20 protein-coding genes are annotated in these 22,696 nt (G+C 65.7%); 9 read left to right on the top strand and 11 right to left on the bottom strand.

The window, feature by feature from the left end; all coding sequences use genetic code 11:
• Window positions 1-3: 3 nt before the first annotated feature.
• Both KAK03_RS22175 and KAK03_RS22170 read right to left on the bottom strand, forming a co-directional pair.
• A complete protein-coding gene (locus tag KAK03_RS22175) occupies window positions 4-381 on the bottom strand; it encodes a hypothetical protein (protein WP_210856854.1) in 378 nt (125 codons plus the stop codon).
• A gap of 18 nt (window positions 382-399) precedes the next feature.
• Window positions 400-999: a hypothetical protein gene (locus tag KAK03_RS22170; RefSeq protein WP_210856853.1), complete on the bottom strand. Its 600-nt coding sequence runs from the start codon at window positions 997-999 to the stop codon at window positions 400-402.
• Window positions 1,000-1,323: 324 nt separating this feature from the next.
• On the opposite strand from KAK03_RS22170, the gene KAK03_RS22165 reads away from it, so the two are divergent.
• From KAK03_RS22165 to KAK03_RS22140, 6 genes are all read left to right on the top strand, one after another.
• Window positions 1,324-1,935 carry a hypothetical protein gene (locus tag KAK03_RS22165; RefSeq protein ID WP_210856852.1) on the top strand — a complete coding sequence of 204 codons (612 nt, stop codon included), beginning with the start codon at window positions 1,324-1,326 and terminating at the stop codon, window positions 1,933-1,935.
• A gap of 50 nt (window positions 1,936-1,985) precedes the next feature.
• The gene (locus tag KAK03_RS22160) at window positions 1,986-3,605 is read left to right on the top strand and encodes an AmpG family muropeptide MFS transporter (protein WP_210856851.1); all 1,620 of its coding nucleotides are present in this window, start codon (window positions 1,986-1,988) and stop codon (window positions 3,603-3,605) included.
• Between the two features lie 88 nt (window positions 3,606-3,693).
• On the top strand, window positions 3,694-4,584 hold the full coding sequence (locus KAK03_RS22155) for a M48 family metallopeptidase (protein ID WP_210856861.1): 891 nt from the start codon (window positions 3,694-3,696) through the stop codon (window positions 4,582-4,584).
• Window positions 4,585-4,952: 368 nt separating this feature from the next.
• On the top strand, window positions 4,953-6,563 hold the full coding sequence (locus KAK03_RS22150; protein ID WP_210856850.1) for a tyrosinase family protein: 1,611 nt from the start codon (window positions 4,953-4,955) through the stop codon (window positions 6,561-6,563).
• 441 nt (window positions 6,564-7,004) lie between these two features.
• Complete coding sequence (locus KAK03_RS22145) at window positions 7,005-8,114, top strand: type 1 periplasmic-binding domain-containing protein (RefSeq protein WP_210856849.1); 1,110 nt, start codon at window positions 7,005-7,007, stop codon at window positions 8,112-8,114.
• A 544-nt stretch (window positions 8,115-8,658) separates the two neighbouring features.
• Window positions 8,659-9,918 carry an adenylate/guanylate cyclase domain-containing protein gene (locus KAK03_RS22140; RefSeq protein WP_210856848.1) on the top strand — a complete coding sequence of 420 codons (1,260 nt, stop codon included), beginning with the start codon at window positions 8,659-8,661 and terminating at the stop codon, window positions 9,916-9,918.
• On the opposite strand, the gene KAK03_RS22135 is transcribed toward KAK03_RS22140, so the two are convergent.
• The 5 genes from KAK03_RS22135 to KAK03_RS22115 all read right to left on the bottom strand — a co-directional run bounded on the left by KAK03_RS22135 (window position 9,890) and on the right by KAK03_RS22115 (window position 15,068).
• Entirely contained in the window at window positions 9,890-10,543 is a 654-nt protein-coding gene (locus tag KAK03_RS22135; protein WP_210856847.1) for a Crp/Fnr family transcriptional regulator, read from the bottom strand. The genes KAK03_RS22140 and KAK03_RS22135 overlap by 29 nt on opposite strands.
• Before the next feature lie 52 nt (window positions 10,544-10,595).
• Entirely contained in the window at window positions 10,596-12,311 is a 1,716-nt protein-coding gene (locus KAK03_RS22130) for a hypothetical protein (RefSeq protein ID WP_210856846.1), read from the bottom strand.
• Window positions 12,312-12,328: 17 nt separating this feature from the next.
• Window positions 12,329-13,075: a helix-turn-helix transcriptional regulator gene (locus KAK03_RS22125; RefSeq protein ID WP_210856845.1), complete on the bottom strand. Its 747-nt coding sequence runs from the start codon at window positions 13,073-13,075 to the stop codon at window positions 12,329-12,331.
• A gap of 147 nt (window positions 13,076-13,222) precedes the next feature.
• A complete protein-coding gene (locus tag KAK03_RS22120) occupies window positions 13,223-13,861 on the bottom strand; it encodes an MBL fold metallo-hydrolase (protein ID WP_210856844.1) in 639 nt (212 codons plus the stop codon).
• An 88-nt stretch (window positions 13,862-13,949) separates the two neighbouring features.
• Window positions 13,950-15,068 (bottom strand): hypothetical protein, encoded by a 1,119-nt coding sequence (locus tag KAK03_RS22115; protein WP_210856843.1) that lies wholly within the window; start codon window positions 15,066-15,068, stop codon window positions 13,950-13,952.
• Between the two features lie 525 nt (window positions 15,069-15,593).
• Between KAK03_RS22115 and KAK03_RS22110 the strand changes: the two genes are divergently transcribed.
• From KAK03_RS22110 to KAK03_RS22100, 3 genes are read left to right on the top strand one after another with little or no spacing between them, the layout of a single operon-like run.
• Window positions 15,594-17,045, top strand: a complete 1,452-nt coding sequence (locus tag KAK03_RS22110; RefSeq protein WP_210856842.1) for an alpha/beta fold hydrolase — start codon at window positions 15,594-15,596, stop codon at window positions 17,043-17,045.
• Entirely contained in the window at window positions 17,042-17,788 is a 747-nt protein-coding gene (locus tag KAK03_RS22105) for an ABC transporter ATP-binding protein (RefSeq protein WP_210856841.1), read from the top strand. The genes KAK03_RS22110 and KAK03_RS22105 overlap by 4 nt, the downstream gene beginning before the upstream one ends.
• Window positions 17,785-18,948, top strand: coding sequence for an ABC transporter permease (locus tag KAK03_RS22100; protein ID WP_210856840.1), 1,164 nt, complete (start codon window positions 17,785-17,787; stop codon window positions 18,946-18,948). The genes KAK03_RS22105 and KAK03_RS22100 overlap by 4 nt, the downstream gene beginning before the upstream one ends.
• Here the strand turns inward: KAK03_RS22100 and KAK03_RS22095 are convergent.
• From KAK03_RS22095 to KAK03_RS22080, 4 genes are read right to left on the bottom strand one after another with little or no spacing between them, the layout of a single operon-like run.
• A complete protein-coding gene (locus tag KAK03_RS22095; RefSeq protein ID WP_210856839.1) occupies window positions 18,890-19,285 on the bottom strand; it encodes a DUF192 domain-containing protein in 396 nt (131 codons plus the stop codon). The genes KAK03_RS22100 and KAK03_RS22095 overlap by 59 nt on opposite strands.
• A 5-nt stretch (window positions 19,286-19,290) precedes the next feature.
• Complete coding sequence (locus KAK03_RS22090; protein ID WP_247661340.1) at window positions 19,291-20,139, bottom strand: type II secretion system F family protein; 849 nt, start codon at window positions 20,137-20,139, stop codon at window positions 19,291-19,293.
• 11 nt (window positions 20,140-20,150) lie between these two features.
• The gene (locus KAK03_RS22085) at window positions 20,151-20,993 is read right to left on the bottom strand and encodes a type II secretion system F family protein (RefSeq protein ID WP_210856837.1); all 843 of its coding nucleotides are present in this window, start codon (window positions 20,991-20,993) and stop codon (window positions 20,151-20,153) included.
• Window positions 20,990-22,693: a TadA family conjugal transfer-associated ATPase gene (locus tag KAK03_RS22080; protein WP_210856836.1), complete on the bottom strand. Its 1,704-nt coding sequence runs from the start codon at window positions 22,691-22,693 to the stop codon at window positions 20,990-20,992. Before KAK03_RS22080 ends, KAK03_RS22085 begins: the two co-directional genes overlap by 4 nt.
• Window positions 22,694-22,696: the final 3 nt, after the last annotated feature.

Below are 22,696 nucleotides of genomic sequence, written 5' to 3'. Positions count from 1 at the left end.
GGCTCAGTTCTCGTCGAAGCGCGTTGGCTCGAACGAGGTGCCGCTGATCACGTGGCCCTGGCTGGAGGCCTCGACCAGCGCGCGCAGCTTGGCGCGCTCCTGCTTCAGGTCTTCTTCCAGGTCGGCGATCTCGCCGGCGTGCGAGCGCTTGAGCGCCTCGATCGAGCGCAGGTGGCGCTGCTCCTGCCGCTCGACCCGGGCTTCCAGCTCGCGGTTGTCCTCACGCAGCTTTTCCAGCGCGCGGCGCTGCTGCGAATCGGCCAGCGCATCGCGGGCGCGCTGGCTCTCGCGTGCGGCGCGGGCCGGGCCCACCAGCAGCATCACCACCGCGCCGATCACGGCGCCGGTGAGCAGCCAGGCTGCGCCGATCAAGGGGTCCATGCAAGCTCTCCTGCGGTGTCAGTGGCGCTGCGCCGGGCCGGGCAGCAGCTCGGTGCTCGCGAAGGTGGTGGTGGCGGGCTCGTCGGTGCTGTCATGGGGGCCCATGCGGCGCCAACGCTCGACCTCGGCCTCCAGCGCCTTCACATGGTTGGCGTGGGCCTTGTGGATGCCGTCCACCTGCTCCACCAACAGCGCCATCAGGTGGCGCAGCTCGGTGGAGTGCTGCTGGCGCAGCGTTTCGACGCGCTCGTCGTAATCGGCCTTGGCCTCGGCCAATGCTTCATCCTGGGTGCGCAGCAGCTTGGCATGCTGGGCGGCACTGGCCTTGAGCTGCGCGGCCAGGTCCAGGTTGCTCTGGCGCAGGTGTTCCAGCAGGCGCTGCTGCGGGGATTCGGCCGGGCTGCCAAAGCGGCTGGCGCCTGGCAGCACCGAGGTGGGCAGCTCGCTGGCGGGTTTGCTCAGGCGGCTGTCGCTGGCGGGCGGGCTGGCCGGGCGCTGCGGCCGCCGCTGGGCCTTGGTGCGCCGCAGGTGCCACGCGCCCAGGCCCAGACCCAGCCCCAGGCCGCCGAAGGCGCCGAGCACCTGCCAGGCCCAACTGGGAATGTCCGCCCACTGCACGCGAGTCCTCCACGCGCCGCGAGTCCCGGCGCTTCCATGCCTGATTGTGCGGGCAAACGCGCACCGCCACCACCCGCGGCCGGCCGGCAGCTGTGCCAGACCGTGACCGCCGCGTGCCGCTTGCGACAGGGCCGGGCACTCCGTCACGCCCGCCAGGCCCGCTCGGCGCTTCATCCAGGGGGCTTCTCCAGGAGGTGGCCAAAGCGCACACTGCCCCATCCCTTCGCCATCCCGCCCATCGCATCCGGCCCGCCCACCCTCCCGGCGGGCCGTTCGTCCGTCCACCGGTCGAGGAGGGCGACCCCTCTTGTCGAAGGAAGTGCCATGTCCACACCCACCACCCGCGCCATGATGGTCCTGCTGGCCAGCCTGGCGGCGGCTCCGGCCTGCCGGGCCGACGCGAGCGCACCGCCCCCCTGCCTGATCAGCGGCACGCCCTTCCAGGCCGCCTATGCGCAGCAGCTGAGCTTTGGCAGTGACATCGAGACCTACGACCTCGAGACCCACTCGTACCGTTTCATCCCGCGCATCAACATGACGGTGTGCAGCGTCGGCTACACCAGCCCCGCCACGCCGCCGGGCCGCTACCGCTTCCAGATCCGCGACATCAACTGCAGCCCGGGGGTGCTGCTGAGCGTGGTCTTCAACCCCGCCTCGCTGGCCTTCCCGCCGCTGGGCATTCCCAACACCACCCACCAGCTGGTCACGCCCACGCCGCTGAGCGCCGGCTGCACCTACGAGATCCGGCGCACCGCGCTGAACTACAGCGTGACCAACCAGCTGATCGGCCGGGTGCTGACCGGCCAGGCGCCCTTCCTCAGCGGGCCCAACAGCATCAACGCCCCGCTGATGACCATCGTCAGCAGCAAGCTCTTCGGCGGCGGCGGGCCGGTCAAGGATCAGGTGCTGCCGCACATCGACTTCGGCACCTACTGAGGCCGGCGCGGCCGGGGCGCGGCACGGCCGCGCCTCCTAGAATCGCACCGATGCCCGATCCCGCCGCACCCGCCCAGGCCCACCCCTCCGCCCCGGCGACCCTGACGGCCCAGGAAAGGCTGCAGGCCGCCTGGCGCCTGCTGGCGGTGGCGGTGCTGGGCTTTGCCTCCGGCCTGCCGCTGGCCCTGACCGGTCAGGCGCTGCAGGCCTGGCTGAGCCAGTCGGGGGTGGACATCGCCACCATCGGCTTTCTCAGCCTGGTGGGCCTGCCCTACACCTTCAAGTTCCTGTGGGCGCCGCTGATGGACCGCTTCGATCCGCCCTGGCTGGGGCGGCGCCGCGGCTGGCTGGTGCTGACGCAGCTGCTGCTGGCGGCCGGCCTGTGGGCGATGTCGGTGACGCCGCCGCAGGGCGCGCTGCAGACGCTGGCGCTGCTGGCGGTGGCGGTGGCCTTTCTGTCGGCGTCACAGGATGTGGCGGTGGGCGGCTACCAGACCGATCTGCTGGCGGCGCGCGAGCGCGGCATGGGCGCGTCGCTGAACGTCATGGGCTACCGGCTGGCGATGATCGTCTCGGGCGGCATCGCGCTGATCTGGACCGACGCGCTGCAGGGCGGCGGCTGGACCTGGCCCGAGGTCTACCGCCTGATGGCCGCCATCCTGGCCGGCGCAGCGGTGTTCAGCGCGGTGGCGCTGCCCCGGCTGAAGGCCCCGCCGCCGCTGGCCCAGCCGGGCGGTCACGACCTGAAAGGCTTCCTGGCCGTGCTGGCCGCGGCCGCGATGGGCTACTTGCTGACCGACCGCCTGCTGGTGCCCGCGGCGCATGCGCTGCTGGCGCCGCTGTGGCAGGGCAGCACGCTGCCCGCCGGGCTGCAACAGCGCTGGGGCGATCTGCTGGCGTTGCTGGCCGGCATCGCGCTGACCGTGCCGCTGGGCGTGGCGGCGGCGCGTTGGGCCCGCTTCGAGACCCTGCGCGCCGGCCTGGCCAGCTACTTCGCCCAGTCCGGCGCGGTGGCCTTCCTGGTGTTCATCGTGCTGTACAAGCTGGGCGATGCCTTCGCCGGCGCGCTGATGACGCCCTTCCTGCTCAAGAGCATGGCCTTCGCCGCGGCCGAGGTGGGCCTGGTCAACAAGGTGCTGGGCCTGTGGCTGACCATCCTGGGCGCGCTGGCCGGCGGCGCGCTGATGCTGAAGCTGGGCCTGTGGCGCGCGCTGATGCTGTTCGGCGTGCTGCAGGCCGCCAGCAACCTGGGCTTCTGGTGGCTGGCCACGCATGGGCAGGGCGCGCTGGGCGCGGTGCCGGTGCCGGCCTTCGACTGGGGCTTCGTCAAGCTGGCGCAGGACAGCCGCATGGACGGGGGATTGATTCTGGTGGTGGCGCTGGAAAACCTGACCGGCGGCATGGGCACGGCCGCCTTCGTGGCCTTCCTGATGAGCCTGACCAGCCAGCGCTTTTCGGCCACCCAGTTCGCGCTGCTGTCGGCGCTGGCCTCGGTGGGCCGGGTCTGGGTGGGGCCGATGGCCGGTGTGGTGGCCGAATCCATCGGCTGGCCCGACTTCTTCGTGCTGTCCACCTTGCTGGCGCTGCCCGCGTTGGGCATGCTGTGGTGGCTGCGGCCGCAGATCCAGGTGCTGGAAGCCGATCCGACCGCCGCCGCCATGGACGACTGAGTGACCGCTGAGTGACGACCGAGGGAGCCCGATGAACGACCGCGTGGATGATCTGCTGGTGACCGACGCCACCATCGCCTTGCCGCCGATGGCGCACGCCCGGGGCTGCGGCTGCGCGCTGCACCGACGCCGCCGCGTCTTCGGCGGCCTGGCCGGCGCCGCCGCGCTGGGCACGCCGCTGGGCGCGCTGGCCCAGGACGGCGTGCGCAGCGAAGTGGGCAAGACCAGCGGCTTCACCAAGCTGGTGTCGGCCGAGCAGGTGGAACAGGCCGCCACCGAACAGTACGGCCAGATGAAGCGCCAGGCCGCCGCCAAGAATGCGCTGGCCCCCGACAACCACCCGCAGGTCATCCGCCTGCGCGCGATCGCCAACCGCATCATCCCCTTCACCAACCCCTGGAACCCCCGCGCCGCCCAGTGGCGCTGGGAGGTCAACCTGATCGGCTCCAAAGACCTCAACGCCTTCTGCATGCCCGGCGGCAAGATCGCCTACTACTTCGGCATCCTGCAGCGCCTGCAACTGAGCGACGACGAAGTGGCCATGATCATGGGCCACGAGGTGGCCCACGCACTGCGCGAACACGCCCGCGAACGCATGGGCAAGACCGCAGCCACCCGCGTGGGCGCCGGCCTGCTGAGTTCGCTGCTGGGCCTGGGCAACCTGGGCGACGCCGCGCTGAACATCGGCGGCCAGCTGCTGACCCTGAAATTCAGCCGCCAGGACGAAAGCGAAGCCGACCTGGTCGGCCTGGACCTGGCCGCCCGCGCCGGCTACGACCCCCGCGCCGGCATCAGCCTGTGGCAGAAGATGCTCAAGGCCAGCGAAGGCGCCCCGCCCGAATTCATGTCCACCCACCCGGCGGGGCCGACGCGGATCAAGGACATCGAGGGGACGTTGCCGAAGGTGATGCCGCTGTACACGGCGGCGGGGAAGCCGGGGCAGAGGTTTGGGCCGCCGGCTGTCAGCGCATCCAGCTGATCAAAGTTGGCACATTCGCCAATTCTATTTGGCTGACTCAGAGCGCGTTCCTGCGGATGCCTGTACTTGCGTCTGTCACCAGTGATGTCTGCCGTAGACAAAGCCCATCTAACCGACGCTGAAATGGGCGGATGTCAATTGCTTGACTGCAAGCCATGCCGCGCCTCTCCAAGGCATATCGGTCCTGTAATGATCTGGAGGAACCTCAGGCGTGGTTTGGCTAGGTCGTAAGAAGATCTTGGACCGACCCCATGCGCAGCCTGATATCCCAAGAACGTAGTAGAAACAAGATGCGCATCCAAGCTTGATCTGTGCTAGCTTTACAAAGGACCGCAAATCCTTTGCCCCCAAACTAAAAAGCATGGCCTATGGCACTGACCCGGCGAAAGCTCCTGACCGTCGCAGTGAGTGGAGGGATCACCATAGCGATAGGCTACAAGTTCCTCTCAACCAAGCCGGTCAGGTTGTCGCTCGATAATTTCATCGGGGAAAAGCGCGAAGAACAGTTTATCGAGCTCTTCAGAAAGCTCCGACTAGAAAAGCCAGAGTCAACTCGCGGTCTATTGGTTCAGGCCGCTCGGCACGGGCGCCTTCACAAGGCGATGCTAGAAGGCAAAATACCATACGACCCAAAGACGCCAGCGTATAGATATATAAGACAAAAATACAGCGCGGCATCGGATGTGAAGCAAGTTGATAGCGTCTTATCCGTTTTCGCCTGCGCCACATGCTTGCACAACCAACAAGACTTCCTGTTCTGGCATCGCGCGTATTTATACCACTTTGAAAAGATCGCACAATTGCTGCTGCGAGATGACTCCTTTGCTATCCCATATTGGCATTGGGATTCGAAAGAAATATTCTCGGAGCCACGACTCTTTTCAAACCCGCTAGCAAAATGTGATACCAATCCGCTGTGTAGCGCATCTCGTGATTTCCGATCATCCAAGATCCAGCCTTGGCAACTGCGAGACCTAGTAATGTCAGCCCTGGGTGCCAATTACTTCTTGGCGTCTGAAAAGGGGGACGGCTTTGGGCAGCCCATAAGGCAGCTCAGCAATAAGCTGATTGTCTCGAGTGAGCCGAGCAAGATAAATATTGAGCACGGCGCGCATGATCTCGTTCACAATAATTCTGGCGGATGGCTGAAATCTTATCAATCATCAGCCTTTGATCCCTTGTTCTGGGTGCATCACTGTAACGTTGATCGCATTTTTTCGAAATGGCTCGCCAGTGAGGGAAAGGAGTGGTCTCCAAAGGACCAAGTGTGGGACGCCAAGGAGTGGCTGAACACAGCGGTGGCTCCGTTCTACTCCAATAATGACGACCTAGTGACGATGACAAGGAGTGAATTGTTAGATATTGGATTGACTAGCTATCGTTACGACGATCCAAGTTTTGAAAATAGATTATCAGGGACCCTATCGAGATATCAATCCTCAAATGAGAAATGGGCGGAGTCTTCACCTCGGAAGCGTCCATATCAGCCAAATAGAGACGGGCACAATTACATGGCCCTGCTGAATGGGGCGGGCGGCAAAGTCACTGGGCCGGGCATTGGCGTTTTTCCCCTCAGGCATTCAGCAGATACCATCATCTTGGATGACTTTGCTGACCACGTGGCAGTTCACCTAGCTCGCACACGCGAATGTCCCGCTATGTTGATTCTTGCTGGGTGGCGAATGACTGGATCCTACGAGAGTATCCGCGTGTTTCTTGGCGAGAGCGATCCAGTTGGTGATGCGGGAATTGATCTAGGCGAGATTGGGCTTTTCCAGTTGCCATCTGACGCCGAACTCAACCAAGATGCGGCAGACCTAGTGATTTCTATCTCCGTACGGCAGCTAGTTGCCACGCAGAAAATCCTTAACCCAGTGATTCGCCTCGTCTCAAGGAGTCAAGGTGATACCGCCAATTTGATGCCAAGTCTCAGCTTCGAGAAGGCGTTGATATTGGCATCTCAAGAGCCGTCCAAGTAACCTTCGGAGAGACTAATATGTCAAGCTGCTACGTTGTCGTATTCTCAAAGTCCATTGAAGAGCACCGGAATTTTGGAAGCAAAGTTGATCGGACTAGCGAAGATGATAGTAAGCCGACTATGGTTGGCTGCACTACTACGGGCTATGGGACCAACAGCCTCCCTGCATTGCTTGCAGCTCTTGGCAAGAATATAAGCAACTTGGCAAGATCTAATGCTCTCTCTGGTCGCAATCAGTCTGAGTCCAGCAGTGAAGGGATTATTGAGCTTGATAAGTATCCCAGAGATGTGGATATAACTGTCTGCCTCAAAGCCGGCTGGCAGGGCTTTGTTCTGACATTCGCGTCGATGGAATATGCAGAGGCCTGGATGAACGAAGCAACGAGAGACAGCAGCGGAGAAACAATTTGGTTCGCTATCCCTATGACTAGTTAAGGGGTATATGAAGTTGCTTGTGGCAGCAAGGTTAACGGGGGCCGTGGTGGTCGCCATCTGGCTTGTTGCCTACTTTACACAATATCATCGGAAAGAAAAGGTAGAGATATCGAGCGAATCACCAACACATATTCTTCTGCTGGAGGAGCAGCATGGGTGGCTTGACGCCCTAAGGGTACGCTTAGCGGCATGCCAAGAGAGAAGTCGGTTTGCATGCGAAATTAGAATTACAGACTTGCACCATGGTCAGTTCAGCAATTCCATAAAGGCTGTTGGGGAGTGGTTGAGCGAGGCGGAGAGGAGGTCCCCGACAGTTGTTGGAGTTACCGGTGAGCTAGCGGCTGAACTTCGAGACTATTATCCGGCAATAGGAGTTCTATTTGATTCTTATCATGACCCGAGAAGATCATGCCTTGTGACGTCACTGGAGAATCCTGGCAATAAGGCCTCAGGAATATATGGCATTCCTGAGGTCGGTGACAGGATGATCGAGTTAATTGTCCGGGCTTATCCAGACACAAAAAGGGTGGTCGTACTAGTTGATGACGATCGATTAGGGCAAATGGACTGCTTGATGAGTATAGAAGACCGGCGGGGCTGGAGGTCGGGCCGCTGTTTAGGCAAGAGAAACATTGATATAGCAGAAGCCGCACAATTCATAGAAACAACGAGCATTGCTCGCGCTGCCCAGCGTTTAGCAGTCACGCTGAATTTCTGGCAGTTTTGTCGGAAGGATAGAATAGCAATTCCTAGTGCGGGTCTATTGCCCTTCGGTACGGCCTTTGTTATTCCAATTAGAGAGTCGTTCTACCTGCGACGAGGTGACTTGACCAATGCGATTGGAGCGGCGGGCGTGCCCGCTATCTATCAAGGGCGCGTGTTTGTGCGATCCGGAGGACTACTAGCTCTGAACCCAAAGATACCTGATGCAGTTGAGGCATTAACTGAAATAACAAGGCAGATTTCATTGGGGAGAGATATATCAAGTATTCCAGTTGAGCAGCCAATGCAGAGCGAGATCGTCCTCAACCGTGAGGCCGCAAGGTCCCTCAAGAAAGCACCGTCATCAAGCTTTCTGCGACTAGTTGACGAGTTCTATGTCCGAAGCCAGAGGTGACCCCAAGGGTCGGGCTGTTGGGCGATTCTGGGTCCGAATGGCCTTGGTCGTTGCCGCCGTATCATCACTGGGTGTGATCGGGTTAGGTGCGCTTCAGGCAAGGCACACGTACCAAATTGCACTTGAGTCGCAAGAAAGGCTCTTGAACTCACAAGTTGAGGATCTCGCTAGTGAGGTTCGTGTCTACTTGGCGTCTATAACCAGACATATGTTGGCCATAGCCACTCTTCCATGGAATGAGCAGGGTTGGCTTACTGCAAATGATCTTGGTCTTGAGCTGGAGCGTTTGCTGTTGATCGTGCCGCAAGCCGCAGCCGTCGAAGTCTGTAGAGGCGACGGGAGTTTGGTGGCCATCCGGGAGCGCAGCCGCGCTGTATCGGACAGAAGCAGAGATCATTGCGACGGGGCAAGCTTCCGCCCAAGGGTCTCAGTGGACCGGAGCGACCCTGACCGGCCAATGGACGTGGTGACGTTGCAAGCCCTCGAGTTCGGACCGAGAGCTACCTTGTCTCTTCGGCTTGATATGCGAGCGGTCAGTGTGCATATGAAGCCGTCGTTGGCTCGAGGAAATGGCGTACAGCAGGTCGTTCTTGGAGGCGATGGTCGAGCCGTCATGCACGCGGACTCGCTCTACCTACTTGGACAAGGCAGTCAATTTGATTCGGGCGAAGGCTGGATCTATGCAAAGCGCAATGTTCCCGAAACTGATTGGGTGGTCGTGGGTCGTCAATCCGACGCAGCGATCAAAGCAGAAACCTTGCGCAGCGTTTGGCCGGTATTGGGTGCACTGGGCCTAAGCTGGTTGGCGGCGCTGGCAATCTCGATATTATTGGCCCGCCGCCTTTCACGGCCGATTAGCGAGATATCACGTGGAGTCGAGGCCTTCGCCGCTGGGCGCCTGGAGGCACGTGTGCAAGTGCAGGACCAGGGCGAAATCGGCCGTCTGGCCGAACAGTTCAACCGCATGGCCGATGTGGTCCAACGCTCGCAGGAAGAGCTGGAAGGGCTGGTAGCTGTACGCACACAGGACCTCGCCCAAGCCAACGACCAGCTCGCCGCCTGGTCCAAGGAACTGGAGCAACGTGTGGCTGACAAGCTGCGCGAAGTAGAACGCCTCTCCGAACTCAAGCGCTTCTTCTCGCCCCGATTGGCCGAGAGCCTGGTGGCCGAGGATCGCGCCCAGCTGCTGCAAAGCCACCGCCGCGAAGCCACCGTGATGTTCGTGGACCTGCGCGGCTTCACCGCTTTTGCCGAAGCCGCGCCGGCCGACCGCGTGATGGCCGTGCTGCGGGAATTTCATGCCGAGGCGGGCCGGCTGATCTTCGAGTTCGAAGGCACGCTGGAGCGCTTCACGGGCGACGGCATGATGGTCTTCTTCAATGACCCCGACCCCATGCCTGACCATGCCGGCCGCGCCGTGGCGCTGGCTTGTCGGCTGCGCGATCGTGCTGCGGCCCTGATGCAGAGCTGGCAGGCCGAGGGCGCTGGGCCCAGTGGCGTGGGCATCGGCCTAAGCCTGGGGCAGGCCACGATCGGCCCGATCGGCTTTGAATCGCGCGTGGACTACGCGGCCATCGGCACCGTCACCAACCGCGCGGCGCGCCTGTGTGCCGAGGCGGCTGCGGGCGAGGTGCTGATCTGCTCGGCGCTCCATGAACGGCTGCAGGGTCGCCTGCATCTGGCAGGCATCCGCCAGGCCCAGCTCAAGGGCTTGCAGGCCCCGGAAACCTGCTACGCCGTGGCCGCCATCGACGCAGCCCCCGCCGATCCCCTGCTCACCAACGCGCCGGCAGAGGCCGGGTGAGCTTCAGCGTCTTGCGTTCCTTGAGCAGGTAGCCGCCGTCACTCAGGCTCTTCATCACGCGGCTCACCATCTCGCGTGAGCAGCCAATGTGGCCGGCAATGGCCTTGTGGGTCAGCGGCTCGCTCACGGTGCGGGTGCCATCGGCTTCGGCCACCGCCATCTCTTCCAGCAGCCGCTTCAGGCGCCCGTACACGTCGTTGAAGGCCAGGGCCTTGGCATTCAAGGTGGCCACCCGCGCGCGGCGGATGACCTTGGCCAGCAGCTCGAACGCGAAGTCCGGATGCTCCGCAATGTGCCGGGTCAGGGTCTCGCGGGTGATGGTCACCAGCACGCAGCGGCCGTCGGTGATCACGCTGGCGGACCGCGGGCCGCCGTCCAGGTTCATCTCGCCGATGTACTCGCCGGGGCCATAGGTGCCATAGGTGATTTCGTGGCCCTGCCCATCCTCAGAAAAGACGCGCAGCTGGCCCTGCAGGATCAGGTAGATCGTGTCGCCCTGATCACCTTCCTGGATCAGCAGCGTGCCAGACCGGTACTGCCGCACCACACCCTTGACGGCCAAGGGCTGCAGCACCTCGGGCAGGTGCTGCAGCTCGGGCGGTATGTCGGGCAGGGCGGCGGCCATGCCCCATGGTAGCGCGGCCTCTAGGCGGTGCAGGCCGCCCGCCGCGCGGGGCTCAGTTGGGCTTGGCGCTCACGGGGATCTTCACTTCGCGTCGGTTGCGCCCCTGGCTGTCGGTCGCCCACAGCGTCAGATCACCGGGCGGGAACTGCGCCGGCACCTCCACGGTGGCCACCACCACGCCACCATCCACCGCCAGAGACAAGGTCGCCTTCAGTGCGCCTCGCTGCGCCCCCAGCAGGCCGGCGCGCGGCAGGCGGCCGTCCGCCAGTGCAATCATCAGGCTGGTGCTGCCGCCGGGCACCACTGCATCTGGCTGATCCGGGGTTATCTCCACCACCCGCGCCAGTCCGCCGCAACCGTCCATGCCCTGGACCGTGCGCATGGCTTGGCGGAACTTCACCAAGGTCAGCATCACCGGCCGACGCGCCTGGTGGATGCGCTCGGTCAGCCACTGCAGTGACGCCGGTCGCCCACCCTGGCGCCACAGCCCCTCCGGTGTGGCGGCCAGGTGATCGCTGATGCGGTGCTTGCAAACGGCCTGGTCGGGTTGATCGCCCGCGTCCAGACACAGCTTGCCGGGCAGCGGCTGCGCGGGCGTGGCAGCAGATGCAGCGGTGGACGGTGCCGGGGCGGACTTGGTGGACTTGCCCGCCACCTCGGACTTGCGCGCACCTGCAGACGATGTCCCAGCCGACGCTGGCGCCGAAGCCGCTGCTGAGGCAGCAGGCGCCGCCGCCTGTCCACCCGTCGTGGTGCCCGACGTGCCTGGTGCAGAAGGTGCGGGCGAGCCATCACCCTCCTGCCCACCGCTGTCCTTGGTTCCCGAGCCGGTTGTTTTCTCCTCGGCCTCGGTGTCCTTGCCCACGGCATTCAGGCTGGCCAGCATGCCGCTCATCTGGGTCGTGGCCATGTTGAACTCGGGCAGCGCCTTCTGGCGCGACTGCAGTTCGGCGTTGCTGGCCCCCACCAGTGCCGCAGTCCGGTAGCGCAGCAGTGCGCCCGACTGGTCGATGGCGTCGGCCAGCACATGGCCCTCACGCAGCGCGGTGCGCGCCAGGTTCAGCGCGCTCTCCAGGCGCTGCACCACCTTGGCGGCGCGCGGCGACATCTGCTTTGCGTCATAGCCGCCTCGCGCCAGCCCCAGCGCCAGGTAGCCCTCGTCGATGCTGGCCTGCAACTCATCCAGACGGGCCTGCAGCGTGGCGCGGTCCTTCACCACCGCGGCCGCGCCGGCAGACCCTGCCGTGGGCGCTGCGGGCCACATCAGCGGCTCACTCTGCAGCGCCAGGCAGGTCAGCGCGCTGTAGCTGCGGGCCTGCACGGATTCCTGGTCGCTGTTGAGGCTGTCGCTGGTGCCCATGTACAGCGTGGACGCGGTAACTGCCAGCCGCGTGGCTCGTAACTGGTCTGCGTTCGTCGGGTCAGGCTTCAGGCCCGTGTACGCGGCCCAGCCGATCAAGCCGAACAACGACTGGGCGCCCAGGTTGCGCCGCACGGCGCTGCTGTCGAGCTGGCGGTATACCTCGGTACGGCGCTCCTCCAGCTCCACCAGCGCGTCGCCCATGCCGCCCGCCAGGCCGGCAAGCTGCGCCCGCGAGCCATTGCTGCAGCCACTCGCGGCATCGGCCGACTGGCAGTTCGGCGCCGCGCCGGGCGCCAGCGGCATGTGGTTGTAGGGGCTCAGTGCGCCGCAACCGGACAACAGGGCCAGGGCGGCCAGCGCCAGCTGCTGACGTCGGACGATGAAATGACGGCCAAGGTGATTCATGACAGTTCCCCCTTCGATCAGGCAACACGCACGTTGAGCAAGGCCACCGCTTCCGCCACGGCCGGGAAGCCACGCAGCGAACTCATCATCGGCGGCAGCATCGCCACCGACTGCACCAGCTCGCGGATGCTGGGCGTGTCGGTCTTGGCGCGAATGCAGGCGATCTGGGTGCGCACGGTGGCGATCTTCACGCCATGGCGGTCGGCGATCTCGGTGGGTGTCAGACCATCGCACAGCTGCCGCAGCACGCGCTCCTCATGGTCCGACAGGCCGTGGGCCCGTGCATAGCCGTGGATGCTCAGCGCGCCGCACACCTGTCGGCGGCCCAGCACCAGCAGTGCGCCGGCGGGGCTGTCTGCACCGGGCGCCAGGCCGCCCAGCGGCACCACCGACACGCTGATGCGCTGCGCGCCCTGGCCGATCGACAGCATCCGGCGCAGCCCCTTGGTCACCGCCGTGTTCACGGCCTCGAACAGCGCGGCCACGTCCTTGGCGTCGCGGGCGCGCAGCTCGCCACCCAGCAGCTGCAGCGGGTGGTCCTCGCCCACCTCGGCCCGGGCGGCGTGGTTGACGTGCAGCACCTGGCGCGCATCGGCCAGCAGCACCAGGCCGTAGTCGATCTCGTCCAGCACCTGCGCCAACAGGCGCGCCATGGTCAGGCTGGCCTGGCGGCGTTCGGGGCCGCTGTAGGGCAGAGGCTGGTGCCAGGCGCCGCTGGCGTGCGGGCGGCGGGCCGGCTCGGGAAACGGGGTGTGGGTGTTCATCGCTGTCCTCCATCCAGGCCCCCGAGATGGGTGGGAGCCATGGGGAGTCAGCGTAGAAATCCGGCCCGGTTTCAGGCGGGCACTCTGACCGCGGCGGTTTGTGATGTATTCACCTTGCCGCGGCGCAGGGCGGATCAGTTGAACCGATCAGGTGCCTTTGACGTAGGGGTTGTAGCGCCGCTCTTCGCCAAACGTGCTCTCGGGCCCGTGCCCCGGGATGAACACCGTGTCATCACCCATCGGCCACAGCCGCTGGGTGATGCTGTCGATCAGCTGCGGGTGGCTGCCACCGGGGAAATCGGTGCGGCCGATCGAGCCGGCGAACAGCACGTCGCCCACGAAGCAGCGCTGGATGTCGGGGCTGTGAAACACCACGTGGCCGGGCGTGTGGCCGGGGCAGTGGCGCACGTTCAGCGTGGACTGGCCCAGGGTGACGCTGTCGCCGTCGTGCAGCCAGCGCGTGGGCGTGAAGGGCTCGGCCTTCGGAAAACCGAACATCTGGCTCTGCTGCGGAAGGCCGTCGATCCAGAACTGATCGCCCTCGTGCGGGCCGATGATCGGCAGGCCCAGTTCGCGCGCCAGCTGGCCGGTGCCACCGGCGTGGTCGATGTGGGCGTGGGTGAGCCACAGCGCTACCAGCTTCACGCCGCGGCGCGCGACCTCGGCCTTCAGCAAGTCAAGGTCGCCGCCTGGGTCGATCAGGGCAGCTTCGTTAGTCTGGTCGCACCAGAGCAGGGAGCAGTTCTGGGCGAAGCCGGTGACGGGGGTGGTGTGGTAGTGGAGCATCTGCCGACAAAAGAGCCAACCGTGGGCGACGTCAGTCGCCAGAAACAGCACTAGCTACGATCGCCGAGTGCGCCATCATTATCGACCCCTAAGGGCAGGCCGACGGCGTCAATCTGCAGGTGTTGTAGCGCTGCTGCTGAGCGATCAGATCGCTTGCCGCCTTCAATGCAGCAGTTTCAGCATTGTCCACGTTGACCTGCGCATTAACTGTGGCGGTAGCAGCGCCCATTGCGGCCGGAACACCAGTCAACTTTCCATAACCCAAAGTTGCAATTCGCCCAGAATCAGAAAGTACAAGCTGAAAGGACTGTTTGCCAAAAAGTGCGGCCTTAGGTATTGGCAGCACGAATGTTCGCGATGTCGGAACGGCTATTTTCGATCCACCTATAGTTCCAGAGCTGTCCTCAACAGAAACCAACAGTGAAACCATTCGTTGCAGTGTCAGCGGGACTTCATCAGCCCCTACGCTACTCTTCAGATTGGCAATTGGCTGCAGCTCTTCGGTCCCAAAAATACCCTTCACACTTGACGATAAATCGATACCCAAGGACTTAAGACCCTCAACAAGTACCTCCTGATCATTAGATGCCTTGGGCACCGCACTTATGGCTTCTGAATTGAGTGAAGCAGTGTGCACAATGGATACCTGTGGTAGCTGGTCTGGTGCAAGAATAGTGCTTTTCCTTATCAGTCCGCAAACTGCAGCTGGCGCGGGTCCCTTCAGCTGCTTCTTGAAGATGTCTCGTTCGAACAAAAGGATGCCAGCCGTCGGTTGGTTAAGAGAAGCGGTTGGGCCTACGTTCTGGCCGGACAGTAGGGATGCTCCCAGCGATATTGCGCCCTTGACAACCAGCTCGCCTTGCCCCGTTGTCGACTGGTTGACTGACTTGAGCCGACCGTCATCCGTGAAGGCAAGGCTAATATCGGAATCAGCAAAAAAACGGTCTAGCTGTTTCAGATCAATTCTGAAATCGTCGCGCGGCTCATCTGCGGAATAGATCGGTACGAACGCTGCATCCCGTTGTATAACGACAATTTGGTCGTCTCGGCTGCAGGTGATTGTATGAACCACGGCGACCGAAGTAGCCCATCTGACTGGGCGGTAGCTCACGGCAACATCAGGCACTGAAGCGCAACCGATCAACAGCAAGTTCGCGAAAAAGGCGAGCGTAAAAAATATGCCACGACGCAAGCTGGATTTGCTCATTGCTAACCTCCGAAGAAAAGAATTGAAAGATCAGGTGCTTGACCGCTAAAGCCCAAGCTTGATAAGCAAACTTCAGAAGATAGATGCTCTTCGGTGTGCTTTGCGACCTCGATTGCTGAGTTTCTAGCGTGAGAGCGAAGCTGGATCCCAGCAAGACTCCCGCTGGCAGTGCGAGCACCACTCTCTTGGCGGACTGCCGATGCGACATCGGGATCAACCAATACGACCAATTCCGGCGCAGAGGACGACATAGAACTCCCTCGGTAGAAGTCCATTCAGACTACGCGAGTCTAGGCGAACAGGTCATCGTGATGAATGATGAGGCCGGGAACCACAGCGGGCTGCCGAGTGGCACAGCATGCCTTGACCAAGCGTCATTTGGCCGCAGCCCCGCCTGGGTCGGACAACTGTACAGGTCCACCAATCGGTGGCTTCGGGCCTGTTGTTGATGTTCTGCTGAGTAGAGATGGCCGATCGAAGGCCAACACCTGAGCAACGCCTACCATGCCCTTGTATCCTGACAGCGTGGCCCTCCTCCCCACCCTCGCCCCCCTGCTGCTGGCCACCCTCGCCACCACAGCCTCAGCCGCCCCCTCCCTCCCCCTCACCCCCTGCCGCCTCAGCAACGTCCCCCAGGAAGCCCGCTGCGGCACGCTGCAGCGTCCCTTGGACCCGGCGCAGCCGCAGGGTCGGCAGATCACGCTGCAGGTGGCCCTGATCCCGGCGCTGGCGCGCAACGCGCGGCAGGATCCGGTGGTGTTCGTGGCGGGCGGGCCGGGGCAGAGTGCGGTGGATCTGGCGGGGCATGCGATGGCGCTGTTTCCGCGGCTGCTGAACCGGAGGCCGTTGCTGCTGGTGGACCAGCGGGGCACCGGGCGCAGTGCGCCGCTGTACTGCGATGACCGCGTGCCGCCCACGCGGCCGCTGGCCGAGCTGGTGGATGCGCGGCGGCTGCCGTCGGAGCTGGCGGCGTGTCGCCAGCGCTTGCAGCAGTTGCCGCATGGCGACCTGCGCCACTACACCACCACGGTCGCCAGCGCCGATCTGGAAGCCGTGCGCCAGGCGCTGGGTCTGGGGCCGCTGAACCTGTTTGGCGGCTCCTATGGCACACGCGCGGCGCTGGACTACCTGCGCCAGTACCCCGGCAGCGTGCGCCGCCTGCTGCTGGACGGCGTGGCCCCGCCGGACATGGTGCTGATGCGCTCCATGCCCACCGACCAGCGCGCCACGCTGGACGCGCTGCTGGCCAGCGCCGAGCCGCAGCGCCCCGGCCTGACCCAGCGCTGGCAGGCGCTGCTGGCCGCGCCCGCGCGCGACTGGCCGGTGCGCCACCCCTTCAGCGGCCGCGATGAAACCCTGCGCGTGGACGGCGCGCTGCTGGCCTCGCTGGTGCGCCCGGCGCTGTACCAGCCCGCGGCGGCCGCCGCGCTGCCCTCGGCGATCGACCGCGCCGCGGCGGGTGACCTGGGCCCGCTGCTGGCGCTGGCCACGCCCGGCCCCAGCCCCAGCGGCCGGCCGGGGCTGGCGCAGGGCCAGCATTTCTCGGTGGTGTGCAGCGAAGACGCGCCACTGCTGGACACCCAGCCCGCCGCCCCCTCGCCCGATCCGGCGGGCACCGAGGCCCTGTACCGCCGCATCTGCGCCGACTGGCCACGCGCCAGCGTGCCGCCCGACTTCTACCGCCTGCCCCTCAGCCCGGTGCCGGTGCTGCTGATGTCCGGCGGCCAGGACCCGGCCACACCGCCGCGCCACGCCCAGCGCGTGCTGCAGGCGCTGGGCCCGAAGGCGGTGCATGCGCTGGTGCCGCAGGCCGGCCACGGCGTGTCCAGCCTGGGCTGCCTGCGCGAGCTGATGCACCGCTTCATCGACGCCGACGACGACACCGCCGCGCTGGCCGCCGCCCGCGAGGGCGCCGATTGCGCGAAGGACGTGCCCCGCCCCACGCCCTGGCGCGCCCTGTCGGAGACCGCGCCATGATCGAGGTGCAGGACCTGCGCAAGCACTTCCCCGCCCCCCAGGGCGCGCCACCGGTGCGTGCGGTGGACGGCGTCAGCTGGCAGGCGGCCGACGCCCGCATCACCGGCCTGCTGGGCCCCAATGGCGCCGGCAAGACCACCACGCTGCGCATGCTGGCCGGCCTGCTGCCGCCCGATGCCGGCACGCTGCACATCGACGGCATCGACGTGGCCGCGCAGCCGCTGCAGGCGCGCGCGCGGCTGGGCGTGCTGTCGGATGCGCGCGGGCTGTACCCGCGCCTGACCGCGCGAGAGAACATCGTCTACTACGGCCGCCTGCAAGGCCTGTCGGCCCAGGCCGCGCAGGCGCGCGCCGAAGCGCTGTCGGACCAGCTGGGCCTGCAGTCGCTGATGGACCGCCGCACCGACGGCTTCAGCCAGGGCGAGCGCATGAAGACCGCGCTGGCCCGCGCGCTGGTGCACGACCCCAGCCACATCATCCTGGACGAGCCCACCAACGGCCTGGACGTGGTGGCCACCCGCGCGCTGCGCGAGGTGCTGCGCCGCCTGCGCGACGAGCAGGGCAAGTGCATCGTCTTCTCCACCCACATCATGCAGGAGGTGGAACGCCTGTGCGACGCGGTGGTGGTGATGGCCCGCGGCCGCACCGTGGCCAGCGGCAGCGTCGATGACCTGCGCGCGCTGAGCGGCCACACCGACCTGGAAGACGCCTTCGTGGCGCTGGCTTACGGAGACCCGCCATGACCCGAGCTTGGCTGGTGTTTCTGAAGGAACTGCGCGACGCCCTGCGCGACCGCCGCACACTGCGCGCCGTGCTGCTCAGCGCGCTGCTGCCCGGCCCGCTGATGCTGGTGCTGCTGTCGGTGCTTGTGAGCGATGTCGAGCGCCAGGCCGAATCGCGCGAACTGGTGGTGGTGGGTCTGGCCCACGCGCCCACGCTGGACAACTACCTGCGCCGCCAGACCTGGACCACCCGCGACGCGCCGGCCGACTACGAAGACGCGCTGCGCCGCAAGCGCCTGGGCGACGCGGTGCTGGTGCTGCCGGCCGATTTCGAGCAGCGTCTGGCCAGCGGCGAGCAGCCGCGCCTGCGCCTGATCTTCGACAGCGCCAACCCGCGCGCCAGCGCCAGCCAGCGCCGCGTGCAGGAGCTGCTGGCCGGCTTTGCGCGCGAACGCGGCACGCTGGCGCTGGTGTCGCGCGGTGTGGCGCCGGGCCTGTTGCAGCCGCTGGCGGTGGACGCCGAGGACCTGGCCGACCCGGCCGCGCGGGCCTCCAACTTCACCAGCATGCTGCCCTTCCTGGTGATGATGGCGATGGTCTCGGGCGCGCTGGCCGCCGCGCTGGACAGCACCGCGGGCGAGCGCGAACGCGGCTCGCTCGAGCCGCTGCTGATGAACCCTACGCCGGGCTGGTCCCTGGTGGCCGGCAAATGGGCCGCGGTGGCGCTGCTGGGCATGTTCATCGCGGTGCTGGCCTGTGGCAGCCTGATGCCCGGGCAGTGGCTGCTGCGCAATGAGCAGCTGTCGGCGATGTTCCGCTTCGGCCCGCCCGAGGTGGCCGCCTTCCTGGCCCTGCTGCTGCCGCTGGCCGGCCTGCTGGCCGCGGTGCTGATGGTGCTGGGCATCCACGGCCGCAGCGTCAAGGAAGCCCAGGCCGGCGCCAGCCTGGTGGTGCTGGCGGTGTCCTTCCTGCCGCTGGTGCCCATGCTCAGCACCCGCGGCGAACAGCCCTGGCAGCTGTGGCTGCCGGTGGTGGCGCAAAGCACACTGATGTCGCGCGTGCTGCGCGGCGAAGCCATGGCCTGGCACGAGGTGGCCGGCCCGGCGCTGGCCTGCGCACTGCTCACCGTGCTGGCGCTGGCGCTGGTGGTGCGGCAGATGGGGCGGGTGGTGGCGCGCTGAGCGCCAGTCGGCTGCCCGACCTGATCGCCAGATCCGCCGCCAGGCCCGCGCGCAGCTCCAATGTCTGGTGTGCGCCGCGGCAGACCGCCGCGGCCCAGGGCCGCAGGCCGGGCACCACGCGCAGCACGCAGCCGCTGCGGTCCAGGAAGACGACGTCCAGCGCATAGGCCATGCCGGCCATGTGCACCGCGGCGCAGGGGCTGAGCCACAGGCCGTCGAGCCGGTCGAGTCGGCGCGTGGCCAGCAGTCCGATCGCCCGCGAACGCCAGCGGTTGGCCAGGCCAACGCGGCAGCCGCTGTCACGGCCGTCGATCCACAGTGCCTGGGCAGGATCCATGCGTCTCAAAGGCCCGCGCTGAGGAACTTCATGACGATCGGAAAGCCCAGCACGATGAACGTGCACGGGAAGATGAACAGGATCAGCGGCCCGAGCATCTTCACCGGGGCCTCCATCGCCAACTTCTCGGCGCGCTGGAAGCGCTCGGTGCGGCGCTGGTCGCTCTGGGCGCGCAGCACCGGACCCAGGCTCGAGCCCATCAGTTCGCCCTGGACCAGCGCACTCACCAGGCTGGAGACCGGCGCGAAATCCATGCGCTCGGCCAGGTCGCGCAGCGCATCGACGCGGGGCTTGCCGGCCCGGATATCGCGCAGCACGCGGTTGATCTCGGACATCAGGGGCCCGGGCTTGCTGCGGTCGACCGCCTTTTGCAGCGCGCCAGTGAGGTTCAGGCCCGCCTCGATGGCCAGCGTGACGATGTCCAGGAAGTAGGGCATGGCCTTGAGCACCGCCAACCGGCGGCGCTGGGTGTGGTCCTTCAGCCAGAGGTCCGGGTAGTACCAGCCCAGCAGACCGCCGCCCAGCAGGGCGGCCAGCGAGCTGCCGTCCAGCAGCCACTGCGCCAGCAGCCCCGCCAGCAGCGCGGACAGCAACTGGCCCCCGATGAATTGCTCTGGTGTCAGCGCGTACTCCTGGCCGGCGCGCCGCAGGCGGGTCAAGATGGTCTGTCGCCGGCCTGGCGTCAGCAGGGTGGCCACGCTGTTGCCGAGGATGTTGATCAGCGGCCACAGGACGCGAAAACCCGGCGGCGGCCTGTCACGGTAGGTGGCGTCGGCGCGGCCGAGCGTGGTGTAGAGGCCCCAGGCCGCAATCAACAGCAAGACCAGCGCGAGACCGCCGAGCACGGAGACCATCAGGGGATGTGTCATACGTCGATCGAGACAATCTTGCGGATGAAGACGCCGCCCAGCAGCAGCAGCACGGCGACGGCTGCCATCACGCCCCAGCCGTACAGGGTGGTGAACAGCGGCAGCATGGCTGGCGGATCCATCAGATACAGGACGCCGGCCAGGAAGATGGGCAGCAGGCCGACGATGAGGCCCTGCAGCTTGCCTTGCGCGGTGAGCGCGCGGATCTTGCCTTCCATCACCGCCTTGGCGCGCAGCGCGGACGACAGCCGCTCCAGCACTTCAGAGAGATTGCCACCCACCTCCTTGGCGATCGTCAGCGCCGAGACGAAGAGGTCCACCTCCTCCATCTTCAGCCGCTGTCCCATGCCGTGCAGTGCGTCCTCCAGCGCCACGCCCAGCCGCTGTTCGCGCAGCAGCAGCGAGAATTCCTGGGACAGCGGCGCAGGGCTCTCGCGCACCAACAGGTCCAGTGCGTTTTGCAGGCTGGCACCGGCCCGCAGCGAGCCGGCCATCATCGTCAGCCCATCGGGCAGCTGCTGCACCAGCCGGGCGGCTCGGCGTTGGCGCATCACCACCCAGGCCAGGCGCGGCAGCCCAGCGCCCAGCAAGCCGGCCAGCAGCGCCAGCACCGGCGCACCGCTCAGCAGCCAGACCAGCAGCGGCAGCAGCATGAACATCAGCAGGTTCAGACGGAACAGGCGGCGCGGGTCAATGAACAGGAACATGTCCTCCAGCGTCACACGGGCGTGTTCGGTGAAGCTGGCCCGCCAAGCGATGTAGGCGCCGCTGATGGCACTCACCAGCAGGAGCACGCTGGCAAAGACCAGCAGGGCGATCACCAGCGCTTCGGTGTTCATGGGCGGCGCATCCGTGCGACTTCTTCGGCGGGCATGCCCGAGAAGAAGATGTCCAGGTTCAGTGGCACGCCGATGCGCCGCAGTTCCTCGTAGAACTCCGGCACGAAGCCGCGCCCGGCGAAGTGACCGCGGGTCTTGCCCTGGTGGTCGATGCCGGACTGCTGGAAGGCGAAGACTTGCTGCAGCTGGATGCGACCGCTTTCGACGCCGGTCACTTCAACGATGCTGGTGATCTTGCGGGTGCCGCAGGCGAAGCGTGTCTGCTGCACGATGATGTCCAGCGCAGAGGCCACTTGCTCGCGGATCGCCGTGACCGGCAGGTCCATGCCCGCCATCAGCACCATCACCTCCAGCCGCGCCAGCATGTCCCGCGGGCTGTTCGCATGGGCGGTGGTCAGCGAGCCGTCGTGACCGGTGTTCATGGCCTGCAGCATGTCCAGGGCCTCGCCGCCGCGGCACTCGCCCACCACCACACGGTCGGGCCGCATGCGCAGCGAGTTCCTCACCAGGTCGCGGATCGACACCGCCCCCTTGCCCTCCAGGTTGGCCGGGCGCGCTTCCATCGACACCAGGTTCGCGTGGTGCAACTGCAGCTCGGCGGCGTCCTCGATCGTGACGATACGTTCGCCGTCGGGGATGAAGTTGGACAGGATGTTCAACAGCGTGGTCTTGCCCGAGCCGGTGCCGCCGGAGATCAGCATGTTCTTGCGCTGCTCCACACACACGCGAAGGAAATCGATCATCGCCGGGCTGGCGGAGCCGAACTTCAGCAGGTCGCCGGCGCCCAGCTTGCGCTGGGAGAACTTGCGGATCGTGATCGAGGGGCCCTTGAGTGCCAGCGGCGAGATCACGGCGTTGACCCGTGAGCCGTCTTTCAGGCGCGCATCGACCATGGGTGAGCTCTCGTCGATCCGGCGCCCGATCGGCGCGACGATGCGCTCGATCACGCCCTGCACCGCGCGATCGCTGGTGAAGTTGACGGCCCATCGCTGCAGTCGGCCGGCGCGCTCAACGAAGACCTCGTCGTGACGATTGACCATGATCTCGGTGACCGAGGCATCGGCCAGCAGCGGCTCCAGCGGACCCAGGCCAATCGCCTCGTCGCGGACCTCCTCCAGCAGGCGCACGCGGTCCACCTGTGGCGGCAGATCAGCCGACATCTGCGCGATGAGCTCGCGGATCATCCGCTCGGTCAGCTCGCGCAGCTCGGCGTCACCCATGCGGTGGGTGTCGACGCGGCGCACATCGAAGGCATCCAGCAGCCGACCATGCAGCGCGCGCCGGAAGCGGTAGAGCTCATCGTCGGCGTCGGCCGTGGCCGCGGGGGCGGACACTGCCTCCCCAACGGCCGGGACCGCCGCGGCCCGCGGCTGTGCGTCGGCGGGGGCGGCCGTGGCCGGCGGGGTCACTGGCGCCCGCTGCAGGCGCACCCTCAACTGGTGTCCGCCGATGCGCAACTGGTCCTGCTCGTCCACCACGGCCGTGCCGTCGACCTTGCGCTCATTGATCAGGGTTCCAAAGGCGGACGCCAGATCGCGGACATAGACGCGATCATTGCTGACGAAAACCTCGGCATGACGGCGGCTCACGCGCCAGCCAGGCAAGGTCACCTCGCAGTCAAGGTCCTTGCCGATGACGCAGCGCGGGGCCTCGACCCGCAGCGGGCCTGTCTGCCCGGGAATGCCGTCAACGATCAGCATGGG

This window comes from Ideonella alba (genome assembly GCF_018069845.1).
In the GTDB taxonomy this organism is placed as follows: Bacteria; Pseudomonadota; Gammaproteobacteria; order Burkholderiales; family Burkholderiaceae_C; genus Ideonella; species Ideonella alba.
Note: the sequence above shows the minus strand (reverse complement) of the source record. Positions and strands in the feature narration are given on the sequence as shown.

Coding starts and splice junctions, on each gene's coding strand:
- KAK03_RS22175 (WP_210856854.1), bottom strand. CDS start 381: ATGGACCCCTTGATCGGCGCAGCCTGGCTGCTCACCGGCGCCGTGATC.
- KAK03_RS22165 (WP_210856852.1), top strand. CDS start 1,324: ATGTCCACACCCACCACCCGCGCCATGATGGTCCTGCTGGCCAGCCTG.
- KAK03_RS22160 (WP_210856851.1), top strand. CDS start 1,986: ATGCCCGATCCCGCCGCACCCGCCCAGGCCCACCCCTCCGCCCCGGCG.
- KAK03_RS22155 (WP_210856861.1), top strand. CDS start 3,694: ATGGCGCACGCCCGGGGCTGCGGCTGCGCGCTGCACCGACGCCGCCGC.
- KAK03_RS22150 (WP_210856850.1), top strand. CDS start 4,953: ATGGCACTGACCCGGCGAAAGCTCCTGACCGTCGCAGTGAGTGGAGGG.
- KAK03_RS22145 (WP_210856849.1), top strand. CDS start 7,005: ATGAAGTTGCTTGTGGCAGCAAGGTTAACGGGGGCCGTGGTGGTCGCC.
- KAK03_RS22140 (WP_210856848.1), top strand. CDS start 8,659: ATGAAGCCGTCGTTGGCTCGAGGAAATGGCGTACAGCAGGTCGTTCTT.
- KAK03_RS22135 (WP_210856847.1), bottom strand. CDS start 10,543: ATGGCCGCCGCCCTGCCCGACATACCGCCCGAGCTGCAGCACCTGCCC.
- KAK03_RS22130 (WP_210856846.1), bottom strand. CDS start 12,311: ATGAATCACCTTGGCCGTCATTTCATCGTCCGACGTCAGCAGCTGGCG.
- KAK03_RS22125 (WP_210856845.1), bottom strand. CDS start 13,075: ATGAACACCCACACCCCGTTTCCCGAGCCGGCCCGCCGCCCGCACGCC.
- KAK03_RS22120 (WP_210856844.1), bottom strand. CDS start 13,861: ATGCTCCACTACCACACCACCCCCGTCACCGGCTTCGCCCAGAACTGC.
- KAK03_RS22115 (WP_210856843.1), bottom strand. CDS start 15,068: ATGAGCAAATCCAGCTTGCGTCGTGGCATATTTTTTACGCTCGCCTTT.
- KAK03_RS22105 (WP_210856841.1), top strand. CDS start 17,042: ATGATCGAGGTGCAGGACCTGCGCAAGCACTTCCCCGCCCCCCAGGGC.
- KAK03_RS22100 (WP_210856840.1), top strand. CDS start 17,785: ATGACCCGAGCTTGGCTGGTGTTTCTGAAGGAACTGCGCGACGCCCTG.
- KAK03_RS22095 (WP_210856839.1), bottom strand. CDS start 19,285: ATGGATCCTGCCCAGGCACTGTGGATCGACGGCCGTGACAGCGGCTGC.
- KAK03_RS22090 (WP_247661340.1), bottom strand. CDS start 20,139: ATGGTCTCCGTGCTCGGCGGTCTCGCGCTGGTCTTGCTGTTGATTGCG.
- KAK03_RS22085 (WP_210856837.1), bottom strand. CDS start 20,993: ATGAACACCGAAGCGCTGGTGATCGCCCTGCTGGTCTTTGCCAGCGTG.
- KAK03_RS22080 (WP_210856836.1), bottom strand. CDS start 22,693: ATGCTGATCGTTGACGGCATTCCCGGGCAGACAGGCCCGCTGCGGGTC.